The sequence below is a fragment of the Prosthecobacter debontii genome (genome assembly GCF_900167535.1).
GTDB lineage: Bacteria > Verrucomicrobiota > Verrucomicrobiia > Verrucomicrobiales > Verrucomicrobiaceae > Prosthecobacter > Prosthecobacter debontii.
This window is the reverse complement of sequence record NZ_FUYE01000002.1, coordinates 530,539-555,338: the sequence shown is the minus strand read 5'-3', so window position 1 is coordinate 555,338 and position 24,800 is coordinate 530,539. Positions and strand designations below refer to the sequence as shown.

General features: G+C 54.7%; 15 protein-coding genes. 12 read left to right on the top strand and 3 right to left on the bottom strand.

Features of this window, described 5'->3' with window-relative positions:
• Nucleotides 1-16 precede the first annotated feature (16 nt).
• The gene (locus tag B5D61_RS04750; RefSeq protein WP_078812147.1) at nt 17-199 is read right to left on the bottom strand and encodes a hypothetical protein; all 183 of its coding nucleotides are present in this window, start codon (nt 197-199) and stop codon (nt 17-19) included.
• Between the two features lie 133 nt (nt 200-332).
• Here B5D61_RS04750 and B5D61_RS04745 point away from each other — a divergent pair, with 133 nt between their 5' ends.
• Entirely contained in the window at nt 333-1,208 is an 876-nt protein-coding gene (locus B5D61_RS04745) for a hypothetical protein (protein WP_078812146.1), read from the top strand.
• 25 nt (nt 1,209-1,233) lie between these two features.
• Here the strand turns inward: B5D61_RS04745 and trpD are convergent, their stop codons facing one another.
• Nucleotides 1,234-2,259 (bottom strand): anthranilate phosphoribosyltransferase, encoded by a 1,026-nt coding sequence (gene trpD, locus B5D61_RS04740; RefSeq protein WP_245846461.1) that lies wholly within the window; start codon nt 2,257-2,259, stop codon nt 1,234-1,236.
• A 112-nt stretch (nt 2,260-2,371) separates the two neighbouring features.
• On the opposite strand from trpD, the gene B5D61_RS04735 reads away from it, so the two are divergent.
• The gene (locus tag B5D61_RS04735; protein ID WP_078812144.1) at nt 2,372-4,153 is read left to right on the top strand and encodes an Hsp70 family protein; all 1,782 of its coding nucleotides are present in this window, start codon (nt 2,372-2,374) and stop codon (nt 4,151-4,153) included.
• Between the two features lie 29 nt (nt 4,154-4,182).
• Here B5D61_RS04735 and glgX read toward each other — a convergent pair whose 3' ends face one another.
• On the bottom strand, nt 4,183-6,315 hold the full coding sequence (glgX, locus tag B5D61_RS04730) for a glycogen debranching protein GlgX (protein WP_078812143.1): 2,133 nt from the start codon (nt 6,313-6,315) through the stop codon (nt 4,183-4,185).
• A gap of 120 nt (nt 6,316-6,435) precedes the next feature.
• Between glgX and kaiC the strand changes: the two genes are divergently transcribed.
• The 10 genes from kaiC (at nt 6,436) to B5D61_RS04680 (ending at nt 24,746) form a co-directional block, all read left to right on the top strand.
• The gene (kaiC, locus tag B5D61_RS04725) at nt 6,436-8,157 is read left to right on the top strand and encodes a circadian clock protein KaiC (protein WP_078812142.1); all 1,722 of its coding nucleotides are present in this window, start codon (nt 6,436-6,438) and stop codon (nt 8,155-8,157) included.
• Between the two features lie 26 nt (nt 8,158-8,183).
• A complete protein-coding gene (locus B5D61_RS04720; RefSeq protein ID WP_078812141.1) occupies nt 8,184-8,594 on the top strand; it encodes a circadian clock KaiB family protein in 411 nt (136 codons plus the stop codon).
• A gap of 59 nt (nt 8,595-8,653) precedes the next feature.
• Nucleotides 8,654-9,100, top strand: coding sequence for a circadian clock KaiB family protein (locus B5D61_RS04715; RefSeq protein WP_078812140.1), 447 nt, complete (start codon nt 8,654-8,656; stop codon nt 9,098-9,100).
• A complete protein-coding gene (locus tag B5D61_RS04710; RefSeq protein WP_078812139.1) occupies nt 9,097-10,809 on the top strand; it encodes an ATP-binding protein in 1,713 nt (570 codons plus the stop codon). The genes B5D61_RS04715 and B5D61_RS04710 overlap by 4 nt, the downstream gene beginning before the upstream one ends.
• Nucleotides 10,810-10,871: 62 nt before the next feature.
• A complete protein-coding gene (locus tag B5D61_RS04705) occupies nt 10,872-11,444 on the top strand; it encodes a biliverdin-producing heme oxygenase (protein WP_078812138.1) in 573 nt (190 codons plus the stop codon).
• Nucleotides 11,445-11,455: 11 nt separating this feature from the next.
• Nucleotides 11,456-13,702, top strand: a complete 2,247-nt coding sequence (locus tag B5D61_RS04700) for an ATP-binding protein (protein ID WP_176159225.1) — start codon at nt 11,456-11,458, stop codon at nt 13,700-13,702.
• On the top strand, nt 13,699-14,202 hold the full coding sequence (locus B5D61_RS04695) for a response regulator (RefSeq protein ID WP_217698910.1): 504 nt from the start codon (nt 13,699-13,701) through the stop codon (nt 14,200-14,202). The genes B5D61_RS04700 and B5D61_RS04695 overlap by 4 nt, the downstream gene beginning before the upstream one ends.
• 18 nt (nt 14,203-14,220) lie before the next feature.
• Entirely contained in the window at nt 14,221-16,269 is a 2,049-nt protein-coding gene (locus B5D61_RS04690) for a hybrid sensor histidine kinase/response regulator (RefSeq protein WP_078812136.1), read from the top strand.
• Nucleotides 16,270-16,347: 78 nt separating this feature from the next.
• Entirely contained in the window at nt 16,348-17,409 is a 1,062-nt protein-coding gene (locus tag B5D61_RS04685; RefSeq protein WP_078812135.1) for a sensor histidine kinase, read from the top strand.
• Entirely contained in the window at nt 17,406-24,746 is a 7,341-nt protein-coding gene (locus tag B5D61_RS04680; protein WP_078812134.1) for a PAS domain S-box protein, read from the top strand. Before B5D61_RS04685 ends, B5D61_RS04680 begins: the two co-directional genes overlap by 4 nt.
• The last annotated feature ends 54 nt before the right edge of the window (nt 24,747-24,800 follow it).

The following is a 24,800-nucleotide window of genomic DNA, read 5'->3' as shown; positions in this document are numbered from 1 at the left end:
CAGTCCCTACCTATTTTCAGGGCAGAGCCACCCCCGACCATTCCGCCACCACCCGATAGTCGGGTTTGGCAGGCGCTTGTTTTTCCACGACGTTATCTGGAAAGGGCTCCGCAGAATCACTGGCACCGATGGCGGCCATGGCGAGGGTGAAAGCGAGAACCAGACCAGCGAGAAGAGGGATGAAATTAATGTCTTTCATGCCCTTAATTCGGAAACGAAGTAGCAGGCGCGTTTGTGAAAAGATGGTTATTCGAGTTGTTAGGCTATTTTTCCTATCACTCCAGGGTTCGGAAGTATCGAAATCTGGAGTCTGCCGCGGCGTTCGTGTGGAGATGTCTTCTTTTCGCCTTTTTCTTCCTGCGCTGCTTTTGGCGTTGGTTCTTCCCGGTTTGGTTCTCGCTAAGACGCCCTTCAAGCCCAACCTCGGGCCTGATCTCCCCACCATCACCGTGACCTGCGGCGAGGTAACGCTGCTGCTGCGGCAGGCCTCGCAGTGGACACCGGGGCGATTGGACTTCCGGGGGCAGCCGATGACCACCGAACGCAGTGCCTATGGGACGGTATTTTCTTTCCCTGGGGTCGGCTTTATCGGCACGGGCCACTTGGAAAATGAGCCGGAGGTTTTGACGTCTCTGACCTTCATTTTAGATGGCCAATCCGTCACGCCCACTGCGGCGATGAGGGGAGATCGTTTTCGTCTCGAGAGGAAATCGCGCATTCGGAATTTTGACCTCACCTGTGTGATCGAGATTCATGACAATCGCCTCTACGAGACCACCACGGTGCACACGGAGCAGGAGCAACCGCTGAAGCTGGTGTATCATTTCATGCATGCCTGGGTGCCGACCGTCTCAGCCTATCTGGCAGGCACGGGCGATGCGGTCACGACACCGGAAGCCCTCACCGATGCGCAGGAGGTGGCCCGGAAGATGTACATCAACGAGAAGGTGGACTGGATCTCGGTCTATGAACCGAAAAGCCAGCAATACGGGGTCTCTCGCTTACTCGAAGCGCCCGAAAAAGGCGAGCACATCTCGAAGATCTGGAACGTGCCAGGCACCTATCGGAAGTATTACCTCACCTGTTTCAGTGATGACAGCGTGCCGGCGGGATTCACCGGCACTTGGAAGATGATCACCAGCTTTGGGGCTACCGCAGAAGCTCAGTGGCCATCCGCGGCCGCGAAGCTCGCGGGTGAATTGAAATAGCCCTTGGCGCAAGCGTACGGGTTTCTCAGCACCAATCCCGCATCGCACGCATCTTCGCGTGAGCGGCCCCACGATCGAGCAGGGACTCGGCGAGGCTTTTGCCTTCGGCCAAATCAGCCGCTTTGCCAGTAATGACGAAGCCCGCGGCCGCATTGAGCACGGCGATGTCTCGCTTCGGCCCCTTGATGGTCGCATCCAAGATGCCTTCCACCACGCAGGCGTTTTCGCGCGCATCCCCGCCCACAAGGTCTTCCAGCTTGGCTTTGGCAAAGCCATAAGCGGCGGGCTCAATTTGCATTTCGCGTAGAGTCCCGTCAGTCAATTGACAGACTTGATTCGTGCCCAGCGTGGAAAGTTCATCCATGCCACTGCCATCCCGTGCGGAGCCATGCACCACCCAGGCACCCTTGCGGCCTAGCGTTTGCAGGATTTCGCCAAAGGTGCGGGTAAGGCCGGGCGCAAAAACACCGATGAGTTGGTAGTCCGGACGGGCCGGATTGAGTAGCGGGCCGAGGATGTTGAAGATGGAACGGCGGCCTTCGCTGTTGAGGATTTTTCGAGCCTCGGCCACGGCCTTGAAAGCGGGATGGTAAAGGGGGGCGAAAAAGAAACCGAGGCCATTGGTCTCGATCCCACGCGCAACCCGCTCCGTCGGCAAGTCAATGCGGATGCCCAGAGCCTCTAAGACATCGGCACCGCCTGCCTTGCTGGTGATGCCACGGTTACCGTGCTTGGTCACGCAGACTCCACCTGCAGCCAGGATGAACATGGCGGTGGTGGAGACATTGAAGAGATGCAGCTTATCTCCCCCGGTGCCGACGACATCCAGCATGGGGCCGGGTAGCTTGCTGCGGTCCAGCAGGGGATCCACGGCGAGGCGGAGAAACTCATGGACGAAGCCTGCGATTTCGACCGGGGTCTCTCCCTTGTCGGAAAGCGCACGCAGCAGGGCGGCCTTGGTCTCTGGGGACTCGTGCTCATCCACCAAAAAGGCGGCGGCTTCGCGCACTTGAGCTTCGGTCAGGCTTTTACCTTCGGTGAGAGGGGTCATCAGGGTCTGCATGTGGCGTTGATGCTGGCAGAGATGTCCGGTTTTGGCAATCGCAGTGACGCAACGATTCCTTGTCTTTCCTCTAAAGGCGTGTCTATCACATGAAAAAGACATGGCTGATCCCACCCCCATCCTCGGCATTGACCTCGGCACCACCAATTCCCTCGTGGGGGTGGTGGACAGCGGTTTTCCCATCCTGCTCGCGGATGAGGCCGGCCAGCGCAGCACGCCCTCAGCCGTCAATTATGCGATGGATGGGAGTGTATTGGTTGGCGAAGCGGCTCTGCGTAAGCGAGCCCTGGAACCGCAGAGAACGGTCACGAGCGTGAAGCGCCTCATTGGTCGTCGTGCGGGGGAAGGTTCCTGGCAGCCTGCCTATAATTTGCGCCAGCTCGACGTCACACCGGTGCAGGTTTCTGCCGAGATTCTCAAGCGTCTCAAAGCCATTGCCGAGAGGGCCCTGGAGCAGACCGTTTCTCGAGCGGTGATCACCGTGCCGGCTTACTTCAACGATGCTCAGCGCAATGCCACCAAACAAGCGGGTGAACTGGCCGGACTAACGGTGGAGCGTATTGTCAGCGAACCCACCGCCGCGGCGCTGGCCTATGGTCTGGATAAGCTGGAAGAGCACAAGAAGATCGCCGTCTATGACCTGGGAGGCGGCACCTTTGACATCAGCGTGCTGGAGATGCGGGATGGAGTCTTCCAAGTGCTGAGCACGGCTGGCGATACCCAACTCGGTGGAGACGATGTGGATCGAGTGCTGATGGAACATGTGCTGGAGGCTGCCGGAACATCCAGCCTCCCTGATGAGGCCCGGATGGCCACCCTCCTGGTAGCGGCGGAAGCAGCGAAGAAGCGCCTTTCCACAGAGGAAAGCACACGCGTCGAAATCCCCTTCTTTGAGGGTTCTCAAAGCTTGAGCGTCGAGATCGGCCGAGCGGAGTTTGAGAAACGGATTCGTCCTCTCATCGAACACACACGCCCCCATTGCCTGCGTGCTCTGAGTGATGCCGGGATCAAACCCGAAGACCTCGACGAGGTCATCTTAGTCGGTGGCAGCACCCGCATTCCGCTGGTGAGGAGTTATGTGAAGGAGATCTTCGGTCGTGAGCCCAATGTGTCTCAAAACCCTGATGAAGCGGTGGCTATGGGGGCGGTGATCCAGGCTGGTATCCTGAGCGGTTCCCTGAAAAATGTACTCCTGCTTGATGTAACACCTTTGTCGCTAGGCATCGAGACCTTCGGAGGCTTGATGAACATCATCATTCCACGTAACACCACCATTCCTTGCAAAGCAGGAGAGATGTTCACCAACGCGGTGGCGAACCAGAAAGACATGCTGATCCGCGTGCTTCAAGGCGAACGTGAACTCGCCAAAGATAACTGGGAGCTTGGCCGTATCGAGATTCCCTTTCCACCAGGACCGAAAGGAAGCGCGCGAGTGGGGGTGCAGTTTGCCATTGATGCCAACGGTATTCTCCAGGTGCTCGCACGTGATACGGCCACCAATACCGACACCGTGTTGGAGATTCAAAACACCGCCGTGAATGTGGATGATGAGAGAGTCGAACAGATGATCGCAGAAAGTGTGGAGTATGCTTTCGAAGACATGAATGAGCGTGTCTGGACCGAGGCGAAGCTGAAGGCCGAGGAGCTTCTGCCTGCGGTGGACGCCGCTCTTGAACAATTCGGGGATGCAGTCACCGCGGAAGAAAAAGCCGTCATCGAAGCAGCGGCGGCGCAGGTTCGATCTGTCTTGACGGCTGTTGATCACGATGCCCGCGCTCTGAAGGTCGCAAATCAAACCCTAGATGATGCGACTCAAGAACTCGCCGTTCGATTGGTGGAACAAGCGATGGAGGAATCGCTGGTAAGACGCGGGTTGGTTTGAGCCTCGGTGCGCCCATACCGAAGGGCTTCTCAGCCAGAGACGCGTTTTGAGATGAAGACAGCCAGCGAGCGTGAAGGCATGGTGAGTGTGGGGGTTTTGCGCTGACGTTTGTCGAATTTAATGGGAGTGGTGGCCAATTGGAGATGCCAGGGGCTGGCATCCGCCTGAGGCATTTTGAAGGCCAAATCTTCGAAGTGGGCGTTGCTGAGAATGAAGACCGAGTCGCTAACGCGTTGTTGACCGTTTCGTCCAAGCTCTTGAAGTGATTCCCCAGGTAGCCACATGCCGAAGCAGCGGGTAAAGCCGGACTCCCAATCGTGGTCACTCATTTCCCGGCCTTCTGGGTTCCACCAAATCACGTCTTTCGGTTTGCCTTCTTCAGGAGCCTGACCGGTCAGGAAATTTTTCCGGGAAAGCACCGGGAGTTCTTGGCGGAGGCGGATCAGCTCTTTGGTAAACTCAAGCATTTCCTTTCCGGTGGAGGAAAGGTCCCAAGGCAGCCAGGAGATGTCATTGTCTTGGCAATAGGCATTGTTATTCCCCTGCTGAGTGTGCCAGCGCTCGTCACCGGCTAGGATCATGGGCACACCTTGCGAGAGGAGGAGGGTGGCCATCAGATTTTTGGCCTGACGAAGACGGAGAGTCTGAATGCCGAGGTCATCGGTCTCGCCCTCGTGCCCACAGTTCCAGCTTTCATTGTCATTGGCTCCGTCACGACTGTCTTCTTTGTTAGCCTCGTTGTGCTTTTCATTGTAGCTGACCAGATCTCGCAAGCAGAAGCCATCGTGAGCGGTGATGAAGTTGATGCTGGCATGAGGGCCTCGTCCGCTATGATTGTAGAGGTCGGCACTGCCACAGAGACGCTTGGAAAGTTCGTTGGCTCGGTCATTGCCTTTCCAGCAGCGGCGCACCTCATCACGGTAGCGGCCATTCCACTCGGCCCACCCGGTGGGGAAGTTACCCACTTGATATCCGCCCATGCCGATGTCCCAAGGCTCTGCAATGAGCTTCACCTGTGAAAGGATAGGGTCTTGGCTGATGGCATCGAAGAACGAACTGAGTTTGTTCCATCCGTAAAGCTCACGTGCAAGAGCGCTGGCGAGGTCAAAGCGGAAACCATCCACATGCATTTCAGTCACCCAATAGCGAAGGCTATCCATGAGGAGCCGCAGGCCCGTAGGGTTCTCCATCGTGAGGGTATTGCCACAGCCCGTGAAGTCTTCGTAGTAGCGGGGATGCTCTTGGGAAAGGCGATAGTAGGAAGCATTGTCAATGCCACGGAAGGAGAGGGTGGGGCCTCGTTCGCTGGTTTCGGCGGTGTGGTTGTACACGACATCCAAGATTACTTCGATGCCTTCGCGATGCAGTCGTTTGACCATACCTTTGAACTCGCGCATGGCATCGTGGGGATCTTGAACCGACGCGTAGGTGGGCTCGAAAGCAAAATACGACAGGGTGTTGTATCCCCAATAATTCGTTAGGCCGCGCTCCTGAAGGAAGGAGTCATCCAGGTGATGATGAACGGGGAGTAACTCCACTGCCGAAACACCCAGGTTTTTCAGATAGTCCATGGCTTCATCTGAAGCTAGGCCTGCATAGGTGCCCCGAAGATGCTCGGGCAGGTGGGTCAGCTTCTCCGTGAAACCTTTGACGTGCAGTTCATAAATGATCGTTCGATGCCATGGGGTTTCTGGGGGTGTATCGCCCTCCCAGTCGAAGGCAGGGTCGATCACCATGCCGAGCGGTGCATGGCTGGCCGAGTCACGTGTATCGAAGGAGAGATCTTCTCCAGGATCACCGATCTCATAACCGAAAAGACAGGAATCCCATTCTTTGAGTGGACGACCAATGGCGCGGGCGTAGGGATCCAGTAACAATTTGTTAGGATTGAATCGATGGCCCTTTTCAGGTTCGTAAGGGCCGTGAACACGGTAGCCATAAAGCTGACCTGGGCCTATCCCATGGATGAATCCATGCCAGACATGATTGGTACACTCAGGGAGTTCGATACGAGTTTCCTTGCCGCCTTCGACGGCATCGAAAAGACATAACTCGACTTTTTCCGCGTGTGCTGAGAAGAGGGAAAAATTGACGCCACCTTTCCCTGGAGTGGCTCCGAGGGGATAAGGTCTTCCATGACCGATGCTAAGTATCTCATTCATTCGCCGCGTAATCGGATGCAGCGTTAAGGATGGATGTGTAACCACCTTTTCTTCTTATAATCCACAATGGAGTTTGACACTAACGCCTAGCAGGAGGGATACTCTTGCCTTGCACAAGGTATGGCTAAATCACGCGCTAAACTTCTGCCACGCCTTGAAAAGGCACCTACTGGGATCACTGGCTTCGATCAAATTACCGAAGGCGGTTTGCCCAAGGGGAGGCCAACTCTTATCTGCGGCTCGGCAGGCTGCGGGAAGTCTTTGTTTGCGACGGAGTTTCTCATTCGAGGGGCCTTAGCCTACAATGAGCCCGGTGTGCTCATGACCTTTGAGGAGACGGCGGATGATATTCGGAAGAACGTCGCCTCTTTAGGGTTCGATATCGACGAGCTCGTGGCCCAAAAAAAGCTGATCATCGATCATGTGCATGTGGAGCGGAATGAGATCGAAGAGAATGGCGAGTATGACTTGGAGGGTCTCTTCATCCGACTGGGTTATGCCATCGACAGCATCGGCGCTAAGCGGGTGATGCTGGATACGATTGAGACTCTTTTCTCCGGCTTAACCAATCAGGCCATTCTACGTTCTGAGCTACGTCGCCTCTTTGGCTGGCTCAAGGACAAAGGCATGTCCACCGTGATCACCGGCGAGCGTGGTGATGGCACCCTGACTCGACAGGGGTTGGAGGAATATGTGTCGGATTGTGTGGTTCTGCTGGATCACCGGGTTCATGGTCAGATTTCGACCCGACGGCTACGCGTGGTGAAGTATCGCGGTTCGATGCACGGAACCAATGAATATCCGTTTTTGATCGATGATAAAGGCATCTCGGTGCTTCCCATTACCAACAGCGCGATGGACTACGATGTGTCCAATGAGCGCGTAAGCTCAGGCATCCCAGCGCTGGATACCATGCTGGATGGCCAAGGTTACTACCGCGGCAGCACCATTCTGCTGAGCGGCACGGCCGGCACCGGGAAGAGCAGCGTTTGTGCGCATTTGGCCCATGAAACCTGCAAGCGGGGTGAGCGCTGTCTGTATTTCTCCTTTGAGGAATCTCCGGCTCAGATTCTGCGCAACATGAAATCCATCGGCATCAATTTGGCGCCCTATCTGAAGAGTGGCCTATTGGAAATTCATTCAGCTCGCCCAACGGTGCATGGATTGGAAATGCACTTGGTGCGGATGCATAAAATGATCGAAGAGATGAAGCCGCAGACGGTGATTGTGGACCCGGTTTCGAACCTGCGAAATGCGGGCACGGGAGAGGAGTCTACGACGATGCTGTCTCGATTGATTGAGTATCTACGGACCAACCATATCACGGCCTTCTTAGCTACGCTGACGACGCCCGGGGGGAGCCTCGAGCATACCGATGAAGGCTTGAGTTCTATCGTGGACACCTGGCTCTTGCTGCGAGACATCGAGATCGGCGGGGAACGGAATCGCCTGATGTACGTTTTAAAATCGCGTGGTATGGCTCACTCGAATCAGGTCCGTGAATTCGTCATCACGAAGAAAGGCATTTCACTGGTGCCGGTGTACCTCGGACAAGGTGGTGTACTCACCGGCTCAGCGCGCCTTTCTCAAGAGGCCAAAGAGAAAGAGGAAGAACAGACGCTTCAAAACGAATTGGGCCGCAAACGTCGGGCGTTGCTTCATCGGCGAAAAACTCTGGAAGCTCAGATCGCCACGTTGCAGGCAGAGATGTTGGGGGAGGAAGAAGAGTTTGAGAGGTTGGCCGGCTATGAGGCGGATCGAAGCAAGCAATTGTTGAAAAACCGTCTTCAAATGGAGACATCACGTGTCGGTGCCCAAAAAGTTCAATCATCCGCTCTGTAAAATCCGAATCAGCCTAAGGAGACGTCATGAAAAAATCTGCATCTTCGAAGTCGGCCGTTAAAAAAGGCAATAAGAACACCGATGAGCCCAAAAAAGTGACGGCATCGCGTCTGCCAACAGCTAAGAAAACAGCCTCTAAAAAAACCAAGGCGAAGGACATCTGGAATCTCAGACTCTACGTCGCAGGCCAGACGCCGAAATCCTTGACGGCTTTTTCCAACTTGAAGAAAATTTGTGAAGAATTTCTTCCAGGGCGCTACGAGATTGAAGTGGTGGATTTGATGAAAAACCCCCACTTGGCTCAGAGTGACCAAATTGTGGCCTTACCCACTCTCGTGCGAAAGTTACCCGAACCGATCAAACGAGTCATCGGTGATTTGTCGAACACTTCGCGAGTGACGGTGGGAATCGATATGGAAAGTATCGCTTCCGCATGAGCGCATTGGCTTGGCACGGCACGATAGTTTCCCGAAATCCTTTTGAACTGAGCTGACGTATGGCCACAAAACACACCACCAAGGGCCGTGCTAGCCGGGCGACCACCAAGAAAGGCAAGGCGCCTCCAACCGATGTCATTTCCAGTACGGACGACTTTGAGACGCTGATCCTGCAGGGAAGTCAGAGCGGGCACTACGTTTTGAAATTATATGTGACAGGCACAACCCCCCGGGCAGCGCAGGCAGTCGCCTCCATCCGTACTCTGTGTGAAGAATATCTTCGGGGTCGTTACGATCTGGAAGTGATTGACATTTATCAACAGCCGGGAGCCGCTGCTGTTGAGCAAATCATTGCCGCTCCGACCTTGATCAAACAGGAGCCGGCACCGGCGCGAAGGATCGTTGGTAATCTGGGCGATAAGGACAAAATCTTGCTCAGTTTGAACATCAAACCGGATGGAACTGAGAAGGGAGAAAATGAGCCGACGCGCTGGATCAAAGTATGAAAAGTAAGAAGGTCATCTCCAAGCCTGCGGCCCCTTCTCCGTCGGAGAAGGGGGCAGGGGCCAAGGCACGAAACCTTGTCATCGCCAAAGCCGACTTGGAGCTTTTGCAGGATCATCTGCGAGAGGCACAAGAGACCTTGGAGGCGATTCGTAACGGAGATGTGGACGCCGTAGTGGTCAGTGGCAGTCACGGCAGCCAAGTTTACAGCTTAAGCGGGGCCGAGCAGCCTTATCGTGTGTATGTCGAGCAGATGCAGGAAGGTGCTGTGACGGTCGCCGCAGATGGGTTGATTCTCTACAGCAATCAACGATTTGCTGACATGACCGGGGTGCTGTTGGAACGCGTCATCAGTTCCCAAATCCACCAGCACATTCCACTCTCGGCTTGGGAGGATTTGGCTGGTGTGTTTGAATTGTCGCAGGGGGCAATCAAGCATGAGTGCCAGTTGCATCATGTCGATGGAGGCTTCCGCCCGGTGAATCTGACGGCCAGTCGCTTGCCCTTGGAGGACCAGAGCATCATGTGTCTGGTGGTGACGGATTTGACCAGTCAAAAAGAGCGTGAGGAACTCCGGCTGGGCAAAGAGGGGGCCGAAAAAGCCAACTTAGCCAAAGACGCTTTTTTAGCCGCCTTAAGCCATGAGCTGCGCACACCTTTGACACCAGCCCTCATGGCGACGATGGCGCTGGAGCAGGATCTGTCTTTGCCCGAAGGCGCACGTGCCACGCTGAGTATGATCCGGCGTAATGTGGAACTGGAAGCACGTCTCATCGATGACTTACTGGATCTAACGCGCATTGTGCAAGGCAAACTGGAACTGCACGTGAAAAAAGTGGATGTGCATACGACGATCCGTCGTGCTTTGGAAATTTGCGAGGCAGATATTCAGACCAAAAAACAGGAGGTGCGCATCGTCTTCGATGCGGTTCGTTATCAACTGACGGCAGATCCTGTCCGCCTTCAGCAGGCTCTGTGGAATGTCATACGCAATGCGGTGAAATTCACCCCTCAGAGAGGCACGATCACGATTCATACCAGTAACCCGACGGCGAAAACGATACGGGTTGAAGTCATCGACACGGGCGTGGGGTTCACTCCCTCGATTCAAGCGTCCATGTTCAAGCCCTTTGAGCAAGGCGGACGTGAGATCACGCGGCGTTTTGGTGGTCTCGGTCTGGGGTTAGCCATTAGCCATTCCATCATGGAAGCGCATGAAGGAAGCATTTGCGGAGTCAGTGAAGGGCCCAACCGAGGGGCCTCTTTCACCCTGGAGATGCCGTTAAAAGCGGTTTCCAAAGAATCGCGTCTTCAGAAAGCGGGCGGCAAAGGAAAAAGCGACGGTCCGAAGTTACGAATCTTATTGGCGGAAGATCATGACGACACCCGCTCAAGCATGACGCACCTTTTGCGCCGAGGAGGACATCATGTGGTTGCCGCCGAGAGTGCATCCCGCGCCCTGGAGTTGGCCGGACAGGAAAAATTTGATTTGGTGATCAGTGATCTTGGCCTACCGGATCTCAGTGGGTTGGAACTGATGAGGCGGCTGCGTGAAGGTTATGGATTGAAGGGGATCGCCGTCAGCGGATATGGGATGGAGGAAGATATTCGGCGGAGTTTTGAAGCGGGTTTTGGCTTTCATTTAACGAAGCCGATCCACATGGAGAGGTTACGGCAGGCCATCGCTCATTTAGTAGGCGACCACTTTTGAGGGGACATGCGATTACTTCTGCAAAAATCAAAGCCACTCCGCCGCCCCCCCAATGCCTCTGCATGACTTTTCTGCAATTGCTTAAAGCCCAAACCGCCACGGAACACACTGCTCTGGAAGATCAACTGGATGTTGTTGAGCAGTTTCGAAACCGTGAAAGTTACGTTGCGTTATTGAAACGGTTTTTCACTCTTTACGAGCCGTTAGAAAAAGAGTTGGGCAAGGCCGCCGATTGGCAGAGCCTGGGCTGGAACTTTGAGGCACGACGTAAAACATCATGGCTCGAAACCGACCTGAGAGCTCTTGGTTTGGAGGACGAGGAGCTGAGGAAGCTGCCTTTCTGTGCTGATATGCCGACATTGCACGGCGATGCTCAAGCGATTGGGTGCTTGTACGTTGTCGAAGGAGCGACATTAGGGGGGCAATTGATCTCGAGGTTGCTGGAACAATCCCTGCAAATTGCTCCTGATCAGGGAGGGCGTTTTTTTGCCGGGTATCAGAATCAAACGGGAGCCAAGTGGAAAGAATTCGGTGAGTGGGCGGAGGCGTGGGCGGCACGACACCCGCAGCAATGGCTGGCGGCGGTGGATGCTGCCCGAAATACGTTTGCCTCGTTCTCGGGCTGGTTAAATTAAAGGTGCCCGTTATGTCTGAGCAAGTTGACCTTACCAACTGTGATCGCGAGCCCATCCATATTCCGGGTTCGGTGCAGCCCCATGCCATCATTGTGGTTTTGGAAGAACCTTCGTTGCAGGTGCTGCAGGTCAGCGCGAATGCGCCTGAGAGCCTGGGCATAAGCCAGGAGGAATTGCTCCAGAGTTCGCTGTCCGACCTCGTGGATGAGGGCATGTGTAGCTATGTCGTCGAGCAGGTGTTGTCGAAGAGTTTAGAGGCTTCACCTCACTACCTTCCACCTCTTCAGATCGGGAAAAACGCGGAACCGTTTGAGGCTCTCGTGCATCGCTATCAGGGCGTCTTGATCCTTGAGCTGGAGACATGGCCCGACAAATCGTCAGCGGTGAAAGAGGAAGTGTATGTTTCCCTGAAGCACACCCTGAATCAGCTTCAGGGGACCACTTCTGTGGCGGAGTTTTGCCAGCAGGCCGCGGAGCATGTGAAGATGTTTACCGGGTTTGACCGCGTGATGGTGTATCGGTTTGCCGACGATGCTTCAGGCCATGTCATTGCCGAGGCCCGGAGGGAGGACTTGGAATCCTATCTGGGTTTGCATTATCCGGCCTCGGACATCCCTAAGCAGGCGAGGATACTGTTCGTAAAGTCGCAGCTGCGTTTGAATCCTGATGTCAGATATCAGGCCATTCCCTTGGTGCCTCTCCTGAGACCTGATACGAGTGCGCCTCTGGATATGAGCTACTGTGTGAGCCGCTCCATGTCCCCGATTCACGCGGAGTATCTTCAGAACATGGGGGTGGCTGCCTCCATGTCCATTTCCATCGTCGTTGGAGAAGAACTGTGGGGGCTTTTTGCCTGCCATCACTACTCTCCTCGATATGTGCCCCATACCGTTCGGATGGCCTGCGAGTTTTTGGCACACATGTTGTCTCTCCAGGTGAGTAGCAAGGAGAGTGATGAACAGCATGAGTACAAGATGCGCCTGCACCAGCAGCATCGTCTGCTGGCCGATGCGATGGCCATGAATACTGAATTCCACACTGTGCTGAATCAGAGCAAGGGGCAGACTCTAGCTGGCATCGAAGCGGATGGTGCGGCTTTGGTCTTGAATGATACCGTCTTTCTACGTGGCCGCACGCCGGATGAAAACGCAGTGAAGTCCCTTGCGCTGACTCTCGTGGAAAGCATCGAACAGCCTGTGTGGTCCACAGATCATGTGAGCAAGGTTTTCCCACAGTGGATCGGCGGTGAGGATCAGGCCAGTGGGGTTTTAGCGGCACGACTCTCCAAACACATTCCCGCGTTTGTGCTGTGGTTTCGGCTTGAAGAAACGCAGACGGTGAAGTGGGCGGGGAATCCCTTTAAGCCCGTCGAGGCCGGACCGCATGGGGACCGCCTGACACCGAGAAAATCTTTCCAACTGTGGAAAGAGGAAGTCCGAGGGAAGTCCCGTCCGTGGTTGGCCTGTGAGTCAGATGCGGCCCGGATGCTCCGGCAGACGATCCTGGAAACGGAAGTCAGACGCGCGGAGCAGTTGGCTCGCTTGAATGCAGAACTGGATGAGCGCAACCGTCAGCTCGATTCGTTTGCCTATGTGGCCTCGCATGACTTGAAGGAGCCTCTGCGTGGCATCAGTAATTTTTCCAATTTCCTCCTCGAAGACTACGCAGCTCAGTTGGACGACCAAGGGATGCATTACCTCCGCACGATGATGCGATTGACGGAGCGAATGGAAACTTTGTTGGATTCCTTGCTTTATTATTCCCGGCTTTCCCGTGGAGATCTGCAGTCTAGACGGGTGGATATGAATGCATCCCTTCATGACGCGCAGGAAATGCTTGTGGCCCGGCTGCGAGAAAGTGGGGCGCAGGTACATGTGCCGCGGCCTCTACCGGACGTTTACGGGGATGCGGACCGCCTCAGTGAAGTTCTGTCCAACCTCATCAGTAACGCGATTAAATACAACGATAAAGATCGGGCGGAGATCGAGATCGGATGGCAGGAGGATGAAGAGGAGGACGGACCGGTATTTTATATCCGAGACAATGGAATCGGCATTGCTCCTGAGCACCGGCAGTTGATCTTTCAAATTTTTAAAAGACTTCATGGACGTCAGGAGTATGGTGGGGGAGTCGGTGCAGGGCTTACCATCGTCCGCAAGATTATCGAGCGGCATGGGGGTCGGATCTGGCTGGAGTCTCGCCCAGGCGAGGGAACGACATTTTACTTTAATCTCGGAAAGGGAGCCCAAATTCCATGACAGAACTCCCTCTTTCCTCTTTTCTCATCGTTGAAGACAGCGATGAAGACTATGCGGCTCTGGAGCGCATCGTGCGGCGGGTTCGTCCTGGGCTTCCGGTGCATCTCCAGAGGTGTGTCAGTGCCGAGCAGGTGCTGATGCTGCTCAATGCACCCTTGGTTCCCGGACGGCCGCCACCTGAGTTGCCCGCCGTCATTGTGTTGGACCTCAATCTGCCAGGATTGAATGGAAAGGTCGTCCTACAGGCTGTGCGCCAGCACCCCAGATTGAAACGGACGCCGGTGGTCATTTTCTCCACCTCCAGCAATCCCAAGGATATCGAGTGGTGCTATGAGCATGGAGCCAATTCCTATCACGTGAAGCAGACCGACTACGCCGCCTTCAAGCGTGCGGTGGAACTGCTGGTGGATTATTGGGTGGAAGCCGTTCGCTTGCCCCCCTATCCAGGTCTTCAGGGGTCCTTGTTGGAAAAGCCGGATGGTGAGGGCAAGACCGAATGAGTTGCCTCTTGGAAGACCATGCTAGTGCCAAGTCCACTTCATGTCCTGATCGTTGACGATTCGCTGACGGATTGTGTTATTTTTAGGCGGTATCTGACTCGGAGTGCATCCACTCCTTGTGAGATCAGTGAGGTTTCGACAGCCGCTCAAGCCATGAGCTTTCTTCAACGCACGAGGCCGGATTGTGTGCTGCTGGATTTCAACCTTCCGGATAGCGACGGTGTCAGTTTGGTGAAGAAGATTATCGCCAACCATGGCCAAAACGCGTTTGGTATCGTGATGCTGACCTCCAACCATGAGGTGGAGTTGGCCGTGGATGCTCTGCAGAGCGGCGCTCATGACTTTTTGCCGAAGGGTGCGACCAACGCGATCGTGCTCAGACGAGCCGTGGATAACGCCACCGAAAAGGCGGCTATCCAACGGGAGCTCGAAACCCAGCGCCGCGCCTTGGCTCATAAAAATGAAGAGCTACAGAGTCACATCCTACGCTTGGAAGAAGAAGCGTCCGAACGCCTTCGCGCGGAGGATCGCCTCCGGCAGAGTGAACAGCAATTGCGCTTGGTGACAGATCATGCGGCTGTTCTCTTGGCGCTGTGTGATGCACAAAGCCGATATAAGTTTGTGAATCGTCCCTATGCTAAGCGGTTTGGTATGGAGCCCGAGCAGATCGTGGGGAAACACATCAGCGAGATTTTGGGTGAAGAGGCATTTAAATCGATTGCCGCTTATCTGGATCAAGTCCTCGCTGGGGATCGGGTGGAGTTTGAAGTGGAGATCCCGTATGACTTGTTAGGCTGCCGTTGGATGAGCGTGGTCTATGTGCCTGAACGAAATCAAAACGGGGAGGTTGTCGGATTGGTGGGGGTGATGTCTGACACCACGGCGCGGAAGCAGGCGGAGTTCGAACTCGAAAATGCACGAGATGACGCGCTGGCGGCTTCGCGTGCGAAGGATGACTTTTTGGCCGCACTGTCTCATGAGCTGAGAACACCGCTGAATCCCATTCTGTTGCTTTCCAGTGATGCGGCTCAGGATGCCACGCTGCCTCCGCATGTCCGCGCGATCTTTGAGACCATCCGCAAAAACGTGGATCTTGAAGCTCGCCTGATTGATGATTTGCTCAATATCACTCGCATCAGTCGGGGCAAAATGGCGCTGGAGAAGCTGCCCGTCGATGTCGAGGTGGTGCTCAGTGATGCCTTGGCCAATGTCGCTGCAGAAATTGAAGCCAAGCATTTATCCTTGCGCCTTCAGCGCTCCGCTTCTGCCCACACCGTGCTTGGAGATGCGGTGCGTTTGCAGCAGGTCTTTTGGAACATTCTCAAAAACGCAGTGAAGTTTACACCGGAGGGGGGGAGCATCACGGTCCTCACGCGAACGATCTTGGAAAAAGACGTCGTCGAGATCTCCATCATCGATACCGGGATAGGCATGACAATGGCGGAGGTGGGACGAATCTTTGATGCCTTTGCTCAAGGAGATCATGCGGGGGATGGGGGCTCTCATCGGTTTGGCGGTTTGGGGCTGGGCTTAGCGATCAGCCACATGCTGGTGCAGAGCCACTCCGGCCACATCCGAGCGGAAAGTCGTGGTCTGGGTGAGGGCGCTTCGTTCATCATTGAACTGCCCCTAGTGCCAGACATCTGCCTCTCCCTGCAACAGGCACCTACTTCTTTACCAGCCCCGCCGCAAGGGCATTCGCCGGTGACCGTCTTGCTGGTGGAAGACCATGAGGCCACGCGCACGGCTTTGGCCCATCTGTTGAAACGCCGGAAGTATGAGGTGCATAGCGCAGCCTCTGTGGAAGAAGCTCTGCAATTGGCGGATCAATACAGGTTTGATCTCATCATCTCGGACATTGGTCTTCCCGATGGCAATGGCTACGATCTGATGGAAACACTGTACAGTCGTCATGCTCTCCGTGGCATTGCATTGACTGGTTACGGCATGGATAAGGACGTCGAGCGGAGCCGGGAGGTCGGTTTCGTCAGTCATTTGACCAAACCCATTCAAGTTCAGGGCCTGGAAGCTGCCATTTTATCCGCTTTGAGTTCCGCTTCAGATTGATGCGACCGGTTTCTGCTCGAAATGCGATTTAAACAGCACGTGTTCTAAGCCTTCCAACATTCGATTTTCCTCCGACTCATGCCTGCCGTCTTCCTCGTGTTTTCAGACCGTCATGATGTGGCGCGAGCCGCTGCAAAGGGAGGGTTGGAGCGAGCTTTTGGGGACGGCCTTGAATTGATCGAGGTGGCTTCGGTGGATGAATTTTTTCTGGCTCCCTCCCGTGCGTCCTGCGACTTGCTCGTGCTGATTTGTCCCGAGTTGAGCGAGTTCGAATTAGCACTGAACGGAGCTTCGCCTGAGGCCGGAGTGTCTTACCCCGTCGTGGCTTTGGGCGAAGGCATTGTGAGTTCAGGGCTCACGGTCATTCCCTCCGAAGACTGGCACGCGCCGCTTTTGGCACAGGTTTTTCGCGGTGCACTTCAGACACACAGCTTGATTCGAGAAAACGAGTGTTTACGCGGAGATCTGATGACGTTTGCCCGACGCGTCAGCCATGATTTGCGGGCTAACTTGAGCGGGATCTTAGCCACGGCTGAACTCCTGAAAGATATTCTCTCCGAGCATTCGGAGGAAGATGCGGCTTTGACTATGCCCTTGTTTGATTGCACCCAGGCAGTCTTAAAACTGATCGAGCGAACGAGTCAGGTCGCTAGGGCCACGGCGGAACATCGCCTGAAGGAAGAAGTGGATATGGCACAAGCTGTCTGGGCTGGACGACAATCGGCCGAACAAGCTGCCGTGAAATCGCGAATCCAAATGAACGAACCCGAAGACTGGCCGCAAGTGCATGGGGTGCTCGCTTGGCTGGAAGTGGTATGGGCGAATCTCCTGCAACTGGCTGTGCAGCGCTCCAAGTCGGGGGCGTCGGTGGAATTACATTGGGAGGAGAAAGAGCACGAATTCTTATTTACGGTCCGAGATCACGGACCCGACCTGACCTTGGAGCAATGTGCCGCACTGATGTGGCCTTTTGACAAATTGCATCAGGGACACAGTACGAAACAATGGAACCTTCCCATCGCCCGTCGGCTGGTCGAGCTGCAAAAAGGAGAGTTCGGCTGTGAACCTATCCCCGAAGGCGGGGCCCGGTTCTTTTTTACACTGCCGAAAGAGTCTCCTACCGCAGACACCGCCGCATGAATCGCCTCCAAGATCATCCTTCAGAGAGGTCCGACTCATGGGTGAGGGCTGGAGGACTCATGGGGGAGCGCATTCGCGAAATGGACTGGTCGGCTCATCCGCTTGGTCCGCTGGAAGGCTGGCCTCAAAGCTTGAAGACGACGATCAGTCTCATGCTCAATTCGAGATTTGCCATGTGGGTAGGGTGGGGAAGGGAGTTCAGATTTTTTTGCAATGATGCCTATCTTCCGACGCTGGGCTTGAAAACAGATTGGCTTGGGGCTCCCGCCAGTCAGGTGTGGAATGAAGTTTGGAACGATGCTGGCCCACGCGCCGAGCATGTGGTGCGTGAGGGAGAGGCCACGTGGGATGAAGACCTGCTGCTGTTTTTGGAAAGGAGTGGTTTCCCGGAAGAGACGTACCATACCTTCTCCTACAGTCCTATTCCCAGTGACGATGCGGGGGTGGGAGGCATGCTGTGTGTGGTCACCGAGGAAACCGAGCGGGTGATCAGCGAGCGCCGTCTGTCCTTTCTCCAGGATCTTGCAGTGAGGTTAACCGGACTGAAGTCGCAGCAAGATTTGTGGGCAGCGTTGGCGCAATGCTTGGAGAAGGAAAATCGAGATCTTCCCTTCGCTTTATTTTACCTCACGGATCATTCGGGAGTGGAAGCGCATTTGGAAGGTTCTTTTGGCATCGAGAGCGAGCATCCGGTAGCGCCTTTCGTGATTCAGTTAAAAGAATCCGAATCGAGTTCGGCTTGGCCACTAGGCACAGTCACCGAAGCAGGCATTCAGCAGGTGGAGCCCTTGTCGGACCGTTTTGGTTCCGTGCCACATCGGTCATGGGATAGACCGCCTTCGAAAGCCGCGATGGTCCCCATCCTCGATCATGGAGGAGAAAAGGTCACCGGCCATCTGATTGTCGGGTTGAATCCTTATCGGCAGTTTGACGAAGCGTATCGGGGCTTTCTGGACCTTCTTGCTGGGCAGATCTCCACCGCATTGTCCAATATCCGGGCTTACGAACATGAAAGGCAGAGGGCGGAGCAGCTCGCGGCTATCGATCAGGCCAAAACACAGTTCTTTAGCAATGTCAGTCATGAGTTTCGTACTCCCCTGACGCTGACGCTTGGAGCGTTGGAAGATCTGCTGGAGAATCCTAACCAGAGCTTTGGAGCGGCTGGACAGAAGCTCGTTGCAATGGCTCATCGCAACGGCCTGCGTTTGCTGAGATTGGTCAATACATTGTTAGACTTTTCTCGAATCGAAGCGCAGCGCATGGAGCCTGTCTTTGAGCCAGTCGATCTTGCCGAGGTCACTCAAGAATTGGCGGGTCGCTTCGAACCCTTGATGAAAAAGGCGGGGTTAGATTTAGTGATCACCTGTCCACCCTTGAGAGAGCCGGTTTATGTGGACTTGGATTGGTGGGAAAAAATCGTTCTCAATCTGCTCTCCAACGCCTTTAAGTTCACCCAACAAGGAACGGTCCGGGTCACCCTCCAGGAGAGTGATGGAGGCATCGAACTCTGTATCTCCGATACGGGTGCGGGTATTCCTCCGGAAGCCTTGCCTCGCCTATTCGAACGCTTCTATCGTGTTGCTGGATCTCAGAGCCGTAGCCATGAAGGAACAGGCATCGGCTTGGCCTTGGTGCAAGAATTGGTCAAACTGCATGAGGGAGACATCTTGGTCAGCAGTCGGCTCGGAGAAGGCACTTGTTTTACGGTCCGCTTACCTCGCAGAGCAGTTGAATCGTCAGTGGAATCTCGAGGTGCCAAGGACTTCAAATCCCCGTCGAAATTGGAGCAGAGTTTTCTCCAGGAATCCGAACGCTGGATGGGTTCGACCTCGTCCGACGAGCTGCCTCAAATGGATTCAGAAACCGTTTCTGACCATGACCGGAAACGCATCCTGCTTGTCGATGACAGCCTGGACATGCGCGAGTACATTCGGCATCTGCTTGGCAGTCGTTATGTGGTCGATATTGCCAGCGATGGACAAGAAGGTCTTGAGATGGCACTCCGCGCGCTGCCTGACTTAGTGCTCACGGACGTCATGATGCCGAGGATGAATGGCTTTGGCCTTTTGAAAGCGCTCCGAGAGAATGAGTCCACACGCTCGACACCCGTGATCTTTCTATCCGCGAGAGCAGGGGAGGAGTCTCGGGTCGAAGGCATGGATGCCGGTGCGGATGATTATCTGGTTAAACCCTTCGATGCTCGGGAACTCTTGGCGCGGGTGAGCACACATCTTGCCTTGGCTTCGATTCGACAGGCTTCGACCCGGCACGCAAACCAAGCCGAACAACACTTGCGCCATATTTTGGAGGTCTTGCCTGCGGGGGTTTACACCTGCGATCTGGAAGGGCGCATCACCTTTTTCAATTCCAAAGCTCAGGAGCTGTGGCGGCGCACTCCCCTGCTGAATGATCTGCAAGAGCGCTTTTGTGCGTTTCGAGGGGTGCGACTGCCCGATGGTACAGAGATCGCACCCGAGCAGACGCCCATCGCCGAGGCCATTCGATTGGGGAAAAGCTTTCGGCATGTCGAAGCGGAGGCTGTTCGTCACGATGGCAGCTCTTTGATGGCTAGCGTCACGATTGATCCGCTTCGAAATGATCGCGGCGAGATCGTCGGCGCCATTAACATCTTCCAAGACATTACGGAGTCCCGTGTTGCAGCACGTGTGCTCGAGAGAGAATTGGAAGATCGCCAGCGAGCGATTCATCACGCGAACTTTCTCAGTGCCCTCAGCCAAAAGCTCGGGCTTCTAAATAATCCCAAGGATATTCTCAGCACTGCGGCAGAAGGGCTGGGAAGCCACCTCCAGGTGGCTCATTGCTGCTTCATGGAAGCCGATGAGAACGCCGATTATTTACACCTTGTCGAAGATTGGCACAGCGAACGGAGTCGGTCGTTCCCATCGCTTTTGGATGTGAAAACGCTTGGTTCAGCCCGCTTGCAGTCTGATCTCATTCAGGGAGTCCTCGCGGTCGAGGACACAGCGACGCATGAGATGACTCAACGTTCTGCCCACATCTGGGTGGAGCACGATGTAGCGGCCTTTGCCTGTGCGCCATTTTCTCAGGCCGGTCGTTTACGTACTCTGCTGGCGATCACTGCGAGTGACGTCAGGTCGTGGCGAAGTGATGAGCTGAACTTGCTCGAAAATGTCGTGAATCGTGTTCAGCCGCTTGTGGAGCAGGCTCGAGGTGCAGAGGCCTTACAAAAACGCACGGAGCGCATGCAACTGCTTTCAGAGACGCTGGCACAATTGCTCAGTGCTCGAAATCCTGACACGGTTGTGCGGGAGCTTTTTGCTAAGGTGACGATGCACCTGAGTGCGGACACTTTTTTCAACTTCATGGTCAATGAAGCTGGAGATGCATTGGAACTGCACTCCTATGCGGGCATTTCTGAAGAAACCGCGCAGGCGATGCACCGGCTGGAGTTTGGCCAATCGATCTGTGGTGCAGTGGCAAAGTCTTGCCGAGGCCTCGTGGTCAATGACATCCGAAACTCGTTGGATCCTCGTGCCGATCTGGTGAGGAAGCTCGAGATCCAGACCTACGTTTGCCACCCCCTGATGGCCGGAGGAAAGCTTTTGGGGACTCTTTCCTTTGCCAGCCGCGTTCGGCATCAGTTTGATGAAGACGAGTTGAAGTTCATTCGAATCGTCACACACTCCGCAGCCTTGGTCATTGAGCAGTTGCAGGCGTCACAAGCGCGCCAACGCCTCGCTGCTATTGTGGCGTCATCCGACGATGCCATCATAAGCAAAGATCTAAATGGCCTTATCACCAGTTGGAATCAGGGAGCCCAACGAATCTTTGGTTATGAGGCCCATGAAGTCATTGGACAGCCTGTGAGCATCTTGATCCCAGAAGATCGACTTCATGAAGAACATTCCATCCTCGAGGGAGTCAGAGAAGGAAATCCCATCCATCATTACGAGACTGTGAGGCAGCGTAAGGATGGGCAGAAAATCGATATTTCTCTCTCCATTTCTCCGATCAAAGATTCCGAAGGCCGAGTGATAGGTGCCTCAAAAATTGGCCGAGACATCACCGAAAAGAAAAAAAATGAGGTGGAGTTGGTGCGGCGTGAACAGCTCTACCGCAGCATTGGGGAATCGATAAACTACGGTATCTGGGTCTGTGATGCGGAGGGCAATAACCTCTACTTGAGTGATTCGTTGCTCAATCTGGTGGGCATGACTCAAGAAGAGTGCGCTAACTTTGGGATCATTCGCGCACTTCATCCCGAAGATGCCGAACGGACGTTGAGCGATTGGAAAGCTCATTCTTACCGTGGTGGAGTTTGGGAAAGGGAGCACCGATTTAAAGGCACCGATGGTCAATGGCATCCGGTGCTTTCACGCGGCATCCCGATCAGGGATGAAAATGGACAAATCATTCGTTGGGCAGGAATCCATCTGGATATATCGACCTTCAAAAAAACAGAGGAAGCTCTGCGTCAACAATCTCAGATTCTCGCCCTGCTCAATCAGGTGAGCAGTGCGCTGGTCGCGGAACGCAATCTGGAAAAGATTGTCCAAAGTGTGACCGACGCCTGTCGTGAGATCTCAGGAGCTCAGTTTGGCGCTTTCTTCTATAATGTGGCGGATGAAAAAGGGGAGTCATTCACTCTTTACACCCTTTCGGGTGCTCCCAAAGAGGCGTTCTCCATGTATCCAATGCCGCGTAAGACGGAATTATTTGGTCCAACGTTTCGCGGAGAGGGCGTCGTTCGCATCGATGATGTGCTCAATGATCCGAGGTATGGAAAAAACGAGCCCTACCATGGCTTGCCCTCTGGGCATTTACCCGTGCGGAGCTACCTCGCTGTGCCAGTGATCTCCAGTTCCGGGCAGGTCATTGGCGGTCTGTTTCTGGGGCACGAAGAACCGGGTGTGTTTAAAGAGGCCGTGGAAGGCATTTTGATGGGTATGGCAGCCCAAGCTGCAATCGCGATCGACAATGCTCAGCTTTACACAAGTCTTCAGCGTGAGCTTGAGCAAGTGAAGACCGTCGAGAGCGCTCTACGTGAAAGTGAGAAGAGCTGGCGTGAGATGGCGGAATCCATGCCTCACTTGGTCTGGACCTGCGGACCTGACGGAAACTGGGATTTCGTCAGTCCTCAATGGTGCACATACACCGGCCGTGCCGAATGTGAGCAACGAAGTTGGGGCTGGAGGGATTCCATACACCCCGAGGACTTGCCTGTGTGGAATCAGGCTTGGGAACGGGCTGTGGCAGCACGTCAAGCCATGGATGCGGAAGTGCGCATCCGGCGGGCGGATGGTCAGTTCCGATGGTTTAAAACCCGTGCGGTGCCAGTGATGGACGCCGGGAAAAATATCCTCAAATGGTATGGGTCGAACACGGACATCGAAGACATCAAGCTGACCGACAACATCCTCCGTGAACGGGAGGCCCATCTCTCCGCTATTTTTGCCCAAGCTGGATCAGGCATTGTTCAGACGGACACGCAAGGATCCATCGTGATGGTGAACGATGCCTACTGTGAAATCGTGGCCAGGACGCGGGATGAACTTCTAGGCCTCAATATCCACGATCTAACCCACCCGGATGATCGATCTCAAAACCAAGTGGTTTTTGATGCCATGATGAAAGGTGGCTCCTCGTTCATCATTGAAAAACGGGATGTCTTGCCCGACGGCACTTATGCTTGGGTTCGTAACAGTGTGGTCGGTATTCGCGATGAGCATGGTCTCGTTACGGCGGGGTTGATCATCACCCAAGATATCACCGACAGTCGCGAGGCCGAAGATGCGTTGCGCGCCAGTGAAGAGCAGCTTCGTCTCGTGACCGATCATGCTCCCGTTTTACTTGCGCAGTTTGATCGTGAGCATCACTACAAGTTTATCAACGCACCGTATGCTAGTCACTATGGAGCAGAGCCACAGGAGGCCATTGGCAGACACGCCCGAGACATCATCGGAGACAGCGGTTATAAAGCCATTCTCCCCATGATGGAGAAGGCCTTCTCGGGTGAACGTGTTGAGTTTGAAATGGCGATTCCAGACACGACTTCGGAGACGAAGTGGGCCCACGTCATTTTCGTTCCTGAACGTAGCTCGGATGGTGTCGTGGTGGGTATTGTGGCCGTGCTCACGGACATCAGCATGCGGAAGCAGGTGGAGAATGATTTGGAGCAGGCGCGAGATCGTGCCTTGGAGGCAGTGCGCGCCAAGGACGATTTCTTGGCACGGCTGTCTCATGAACTCCGCACGCCCCTCAGCCCGGTCTTACTCCTGGCCAGTGAAGGGAGTAAAAATAAAGACTTGCCGGAGGAGATTCGAACGGATTTTGAAACGATTCGAAAAAATGTGGATCTCGAAGCTCGGTTGATTGATGATTTGTTAGACATTACCCGTATCACGCGGGGGAAATTGGTGCTCGAGATGCGGCGGCTCAATGTGAATGATGTCATTCGAGATGCCTTGGCGACGATTCATAACGAAGCCCATACCAAGGGAGTCCATGTGAAGTTGAAGTTGGGAGACGAGTCTCTCATCGTGCACGCGGACTCGGTGCGTTTACAGCAAGTGCTTTGGAACCTCTTAAACAATGCGGTGAAGTTCACGCCGCAGGAGGGATGTATCCAAGTGAGCACCCGGCTAGGCGAAACCGGGCGGAGTGTCATCGTCGAGATCACAGATACGGGAATCGGCATGACCACAGCCGAGATCATGCGTATTTTTGATGCGTTCTCGCAGGGAGATCATGCGGGGCGCGGTGGCTCACAAAGGTTTGGAGGACTTGGTCTCGGCTTAGCCATTTCTCGCATGTTGATGGAGCTTCATCAGGGGCATATCGAAGCGAAGAGCAAGGGGCCAGGTCAAGGATCTACCTTCATCCTTCGGATTCCGTTGATCCAAAATGATCCCTTATCCAAGGACCCTGAATCAGGCACTGAGGAAGGTGAGCCACTCACACTGACGCCCGAACGGGCTCATTTAGCTTGGCGTATTTTGCTCGTGGAGGACCATGTGCCCACTCGCACGGCCTTGGCCCAGCTATTGCGTCGGCGGAACTACCGGGTCGAGACGGCCGGCTCTCTGCGTGAGGCGCGTGAACAGGTGCAGCAGCAGGAGTTCGATCTGCTGATTTCGGATCTCGGCCTTCCTGATGGAACGGGCTATGACTTGATGGAAGAACTGCGGGATCGGTTTCCTCTGAAGGGCATCGCTGTCAGTGGATTTGGGATGGAGCAAGACTTAGCTCACAGTCGTCAGTCGGGGTTTGTCTCCCACTTGATCAAGCCAGTTCGCATTGAGGCGCTGGAATCAGCTTTGGCTGCATTGTCAGTTTCTCGCGAAACTCCCGCATAGAAGGCCTAAAAGGCTGGGTCGTTAGAGAGTGTGTGGCTTTCGGAAGGAAGTCAG

What these genes read in the sequence shown, in the direction of transcription:
- B5D61_RS04750 (WP_078812147.1), bottom strand. Translation starts at nt 199, where the DNA reads ATGAAAGACATTAATTTCATCCCTCTTCTCGCTGGTCTGGTTCTCGCT.
- B5D61_RS04745 (WP_078812146.1), top strand. Translation starts at nt 333, where the DNA reads ATGTCTTCTTTTCGCCTTTTTCTTCCTGCGCTGCTTTTGGCGTTGGTT.
- trpD (WP_245846461.1), bottom strand. Translation starts at nt 2,259, where the DNA reads ATGACCCCTCTCACCGAAGGTAAAAGCCTGACCGAAGCTCAAGTGCGC.
- B5D61_RS04735 (WP_078812144.1), top strand. Translation starts at nt 2,372, where the DNA reads ATGGCTGATCCCACCCCCATCCTCGGCATTGACCTCGGCACCACCAAT.
- glgX (WP_078812143.1), bottom strand. Translation starts at nt 6,315, where the DNA reads ATGAATGAGATACTTAGCATCGGTCATGGAAGACCTTATCCCCTCGGA.
- kaiC (WP_078812142.1), top strand. Translation starts at nt 6,436, where the DNA reads ATGGCTAAATCACGCGCTAAACTTCTGCCACGCCTTGAAAAGGCACCT.
- B5D61_RS04720 (WP_078812141.1), top strand. Translation starts at nt 8,184, where the DNA reads ATGAAAAAATCTGCATCTTCGAAGTCGGCCGTTAAAAAAGGCAATAAG.
- B5D61_RS04715 (WP_078812140.1), top strand. Translation starts at nt 8,654, where the DNA reads ATGGCCACAAAACACACCACCAAGGGCCGTGCTAGCCGGGCGACCACC.
- B5D61_RS04710 (WP_078812139.1), top strand. Translation starts at nt 9,097, where the DNA reads ATGAAAAGTAAGAAGGTCATCTCCAAGCCTGCGGCCCCTTCTCCGTCG.
- B5D61_RS04705 (WP_078812138.1), top strand. Translation starts at nt 10,872, where the DNA reads ATGACTTTTCTGCAATTGCTTAAAGCCCAAACCGCCACGGAACACACT.
- B5D61_RS04700 (WP_176159225.1), top strand. Translation starts at nt 11,456, where the DNA reads ATGTCTGAGCAAGTTGACCTTACCAACTGTGATCGCGAGCCCATCCAT.
- B5D61_RS04695 (WP_217698910.1), top strand. Translation starts at nt 13,699, where the DNA reads ATGACAGAACTCCCTCTTTCCTCTTTTCTCATCGTTGAAGACAGCGAT.
- B5D61_RS04690 (WP_078812136.1), top strand. Translation starts at nt 14,221, where the DNA reads ATGCTAGTGCCAAGTCCACTTCATGTCCTGATCGTTGACGATTCGCTG.
- B5D61_RS04685 (WP_078812135.1), top strand. Translation starts at nt 16,348, where the DNA reads ATGCCTGCCGTCTTCCTCGTGTTTTCAGACCGTCATGATGTGGCGCGA.
- B5D61_RS04680 (WP_078812134.1), top strand. Translation starts at nt 17,406, where the DNA reads ATGAATCGCCTCCAAGATCATCCTTCAGAGAGGTCCGACTCATGGGTG.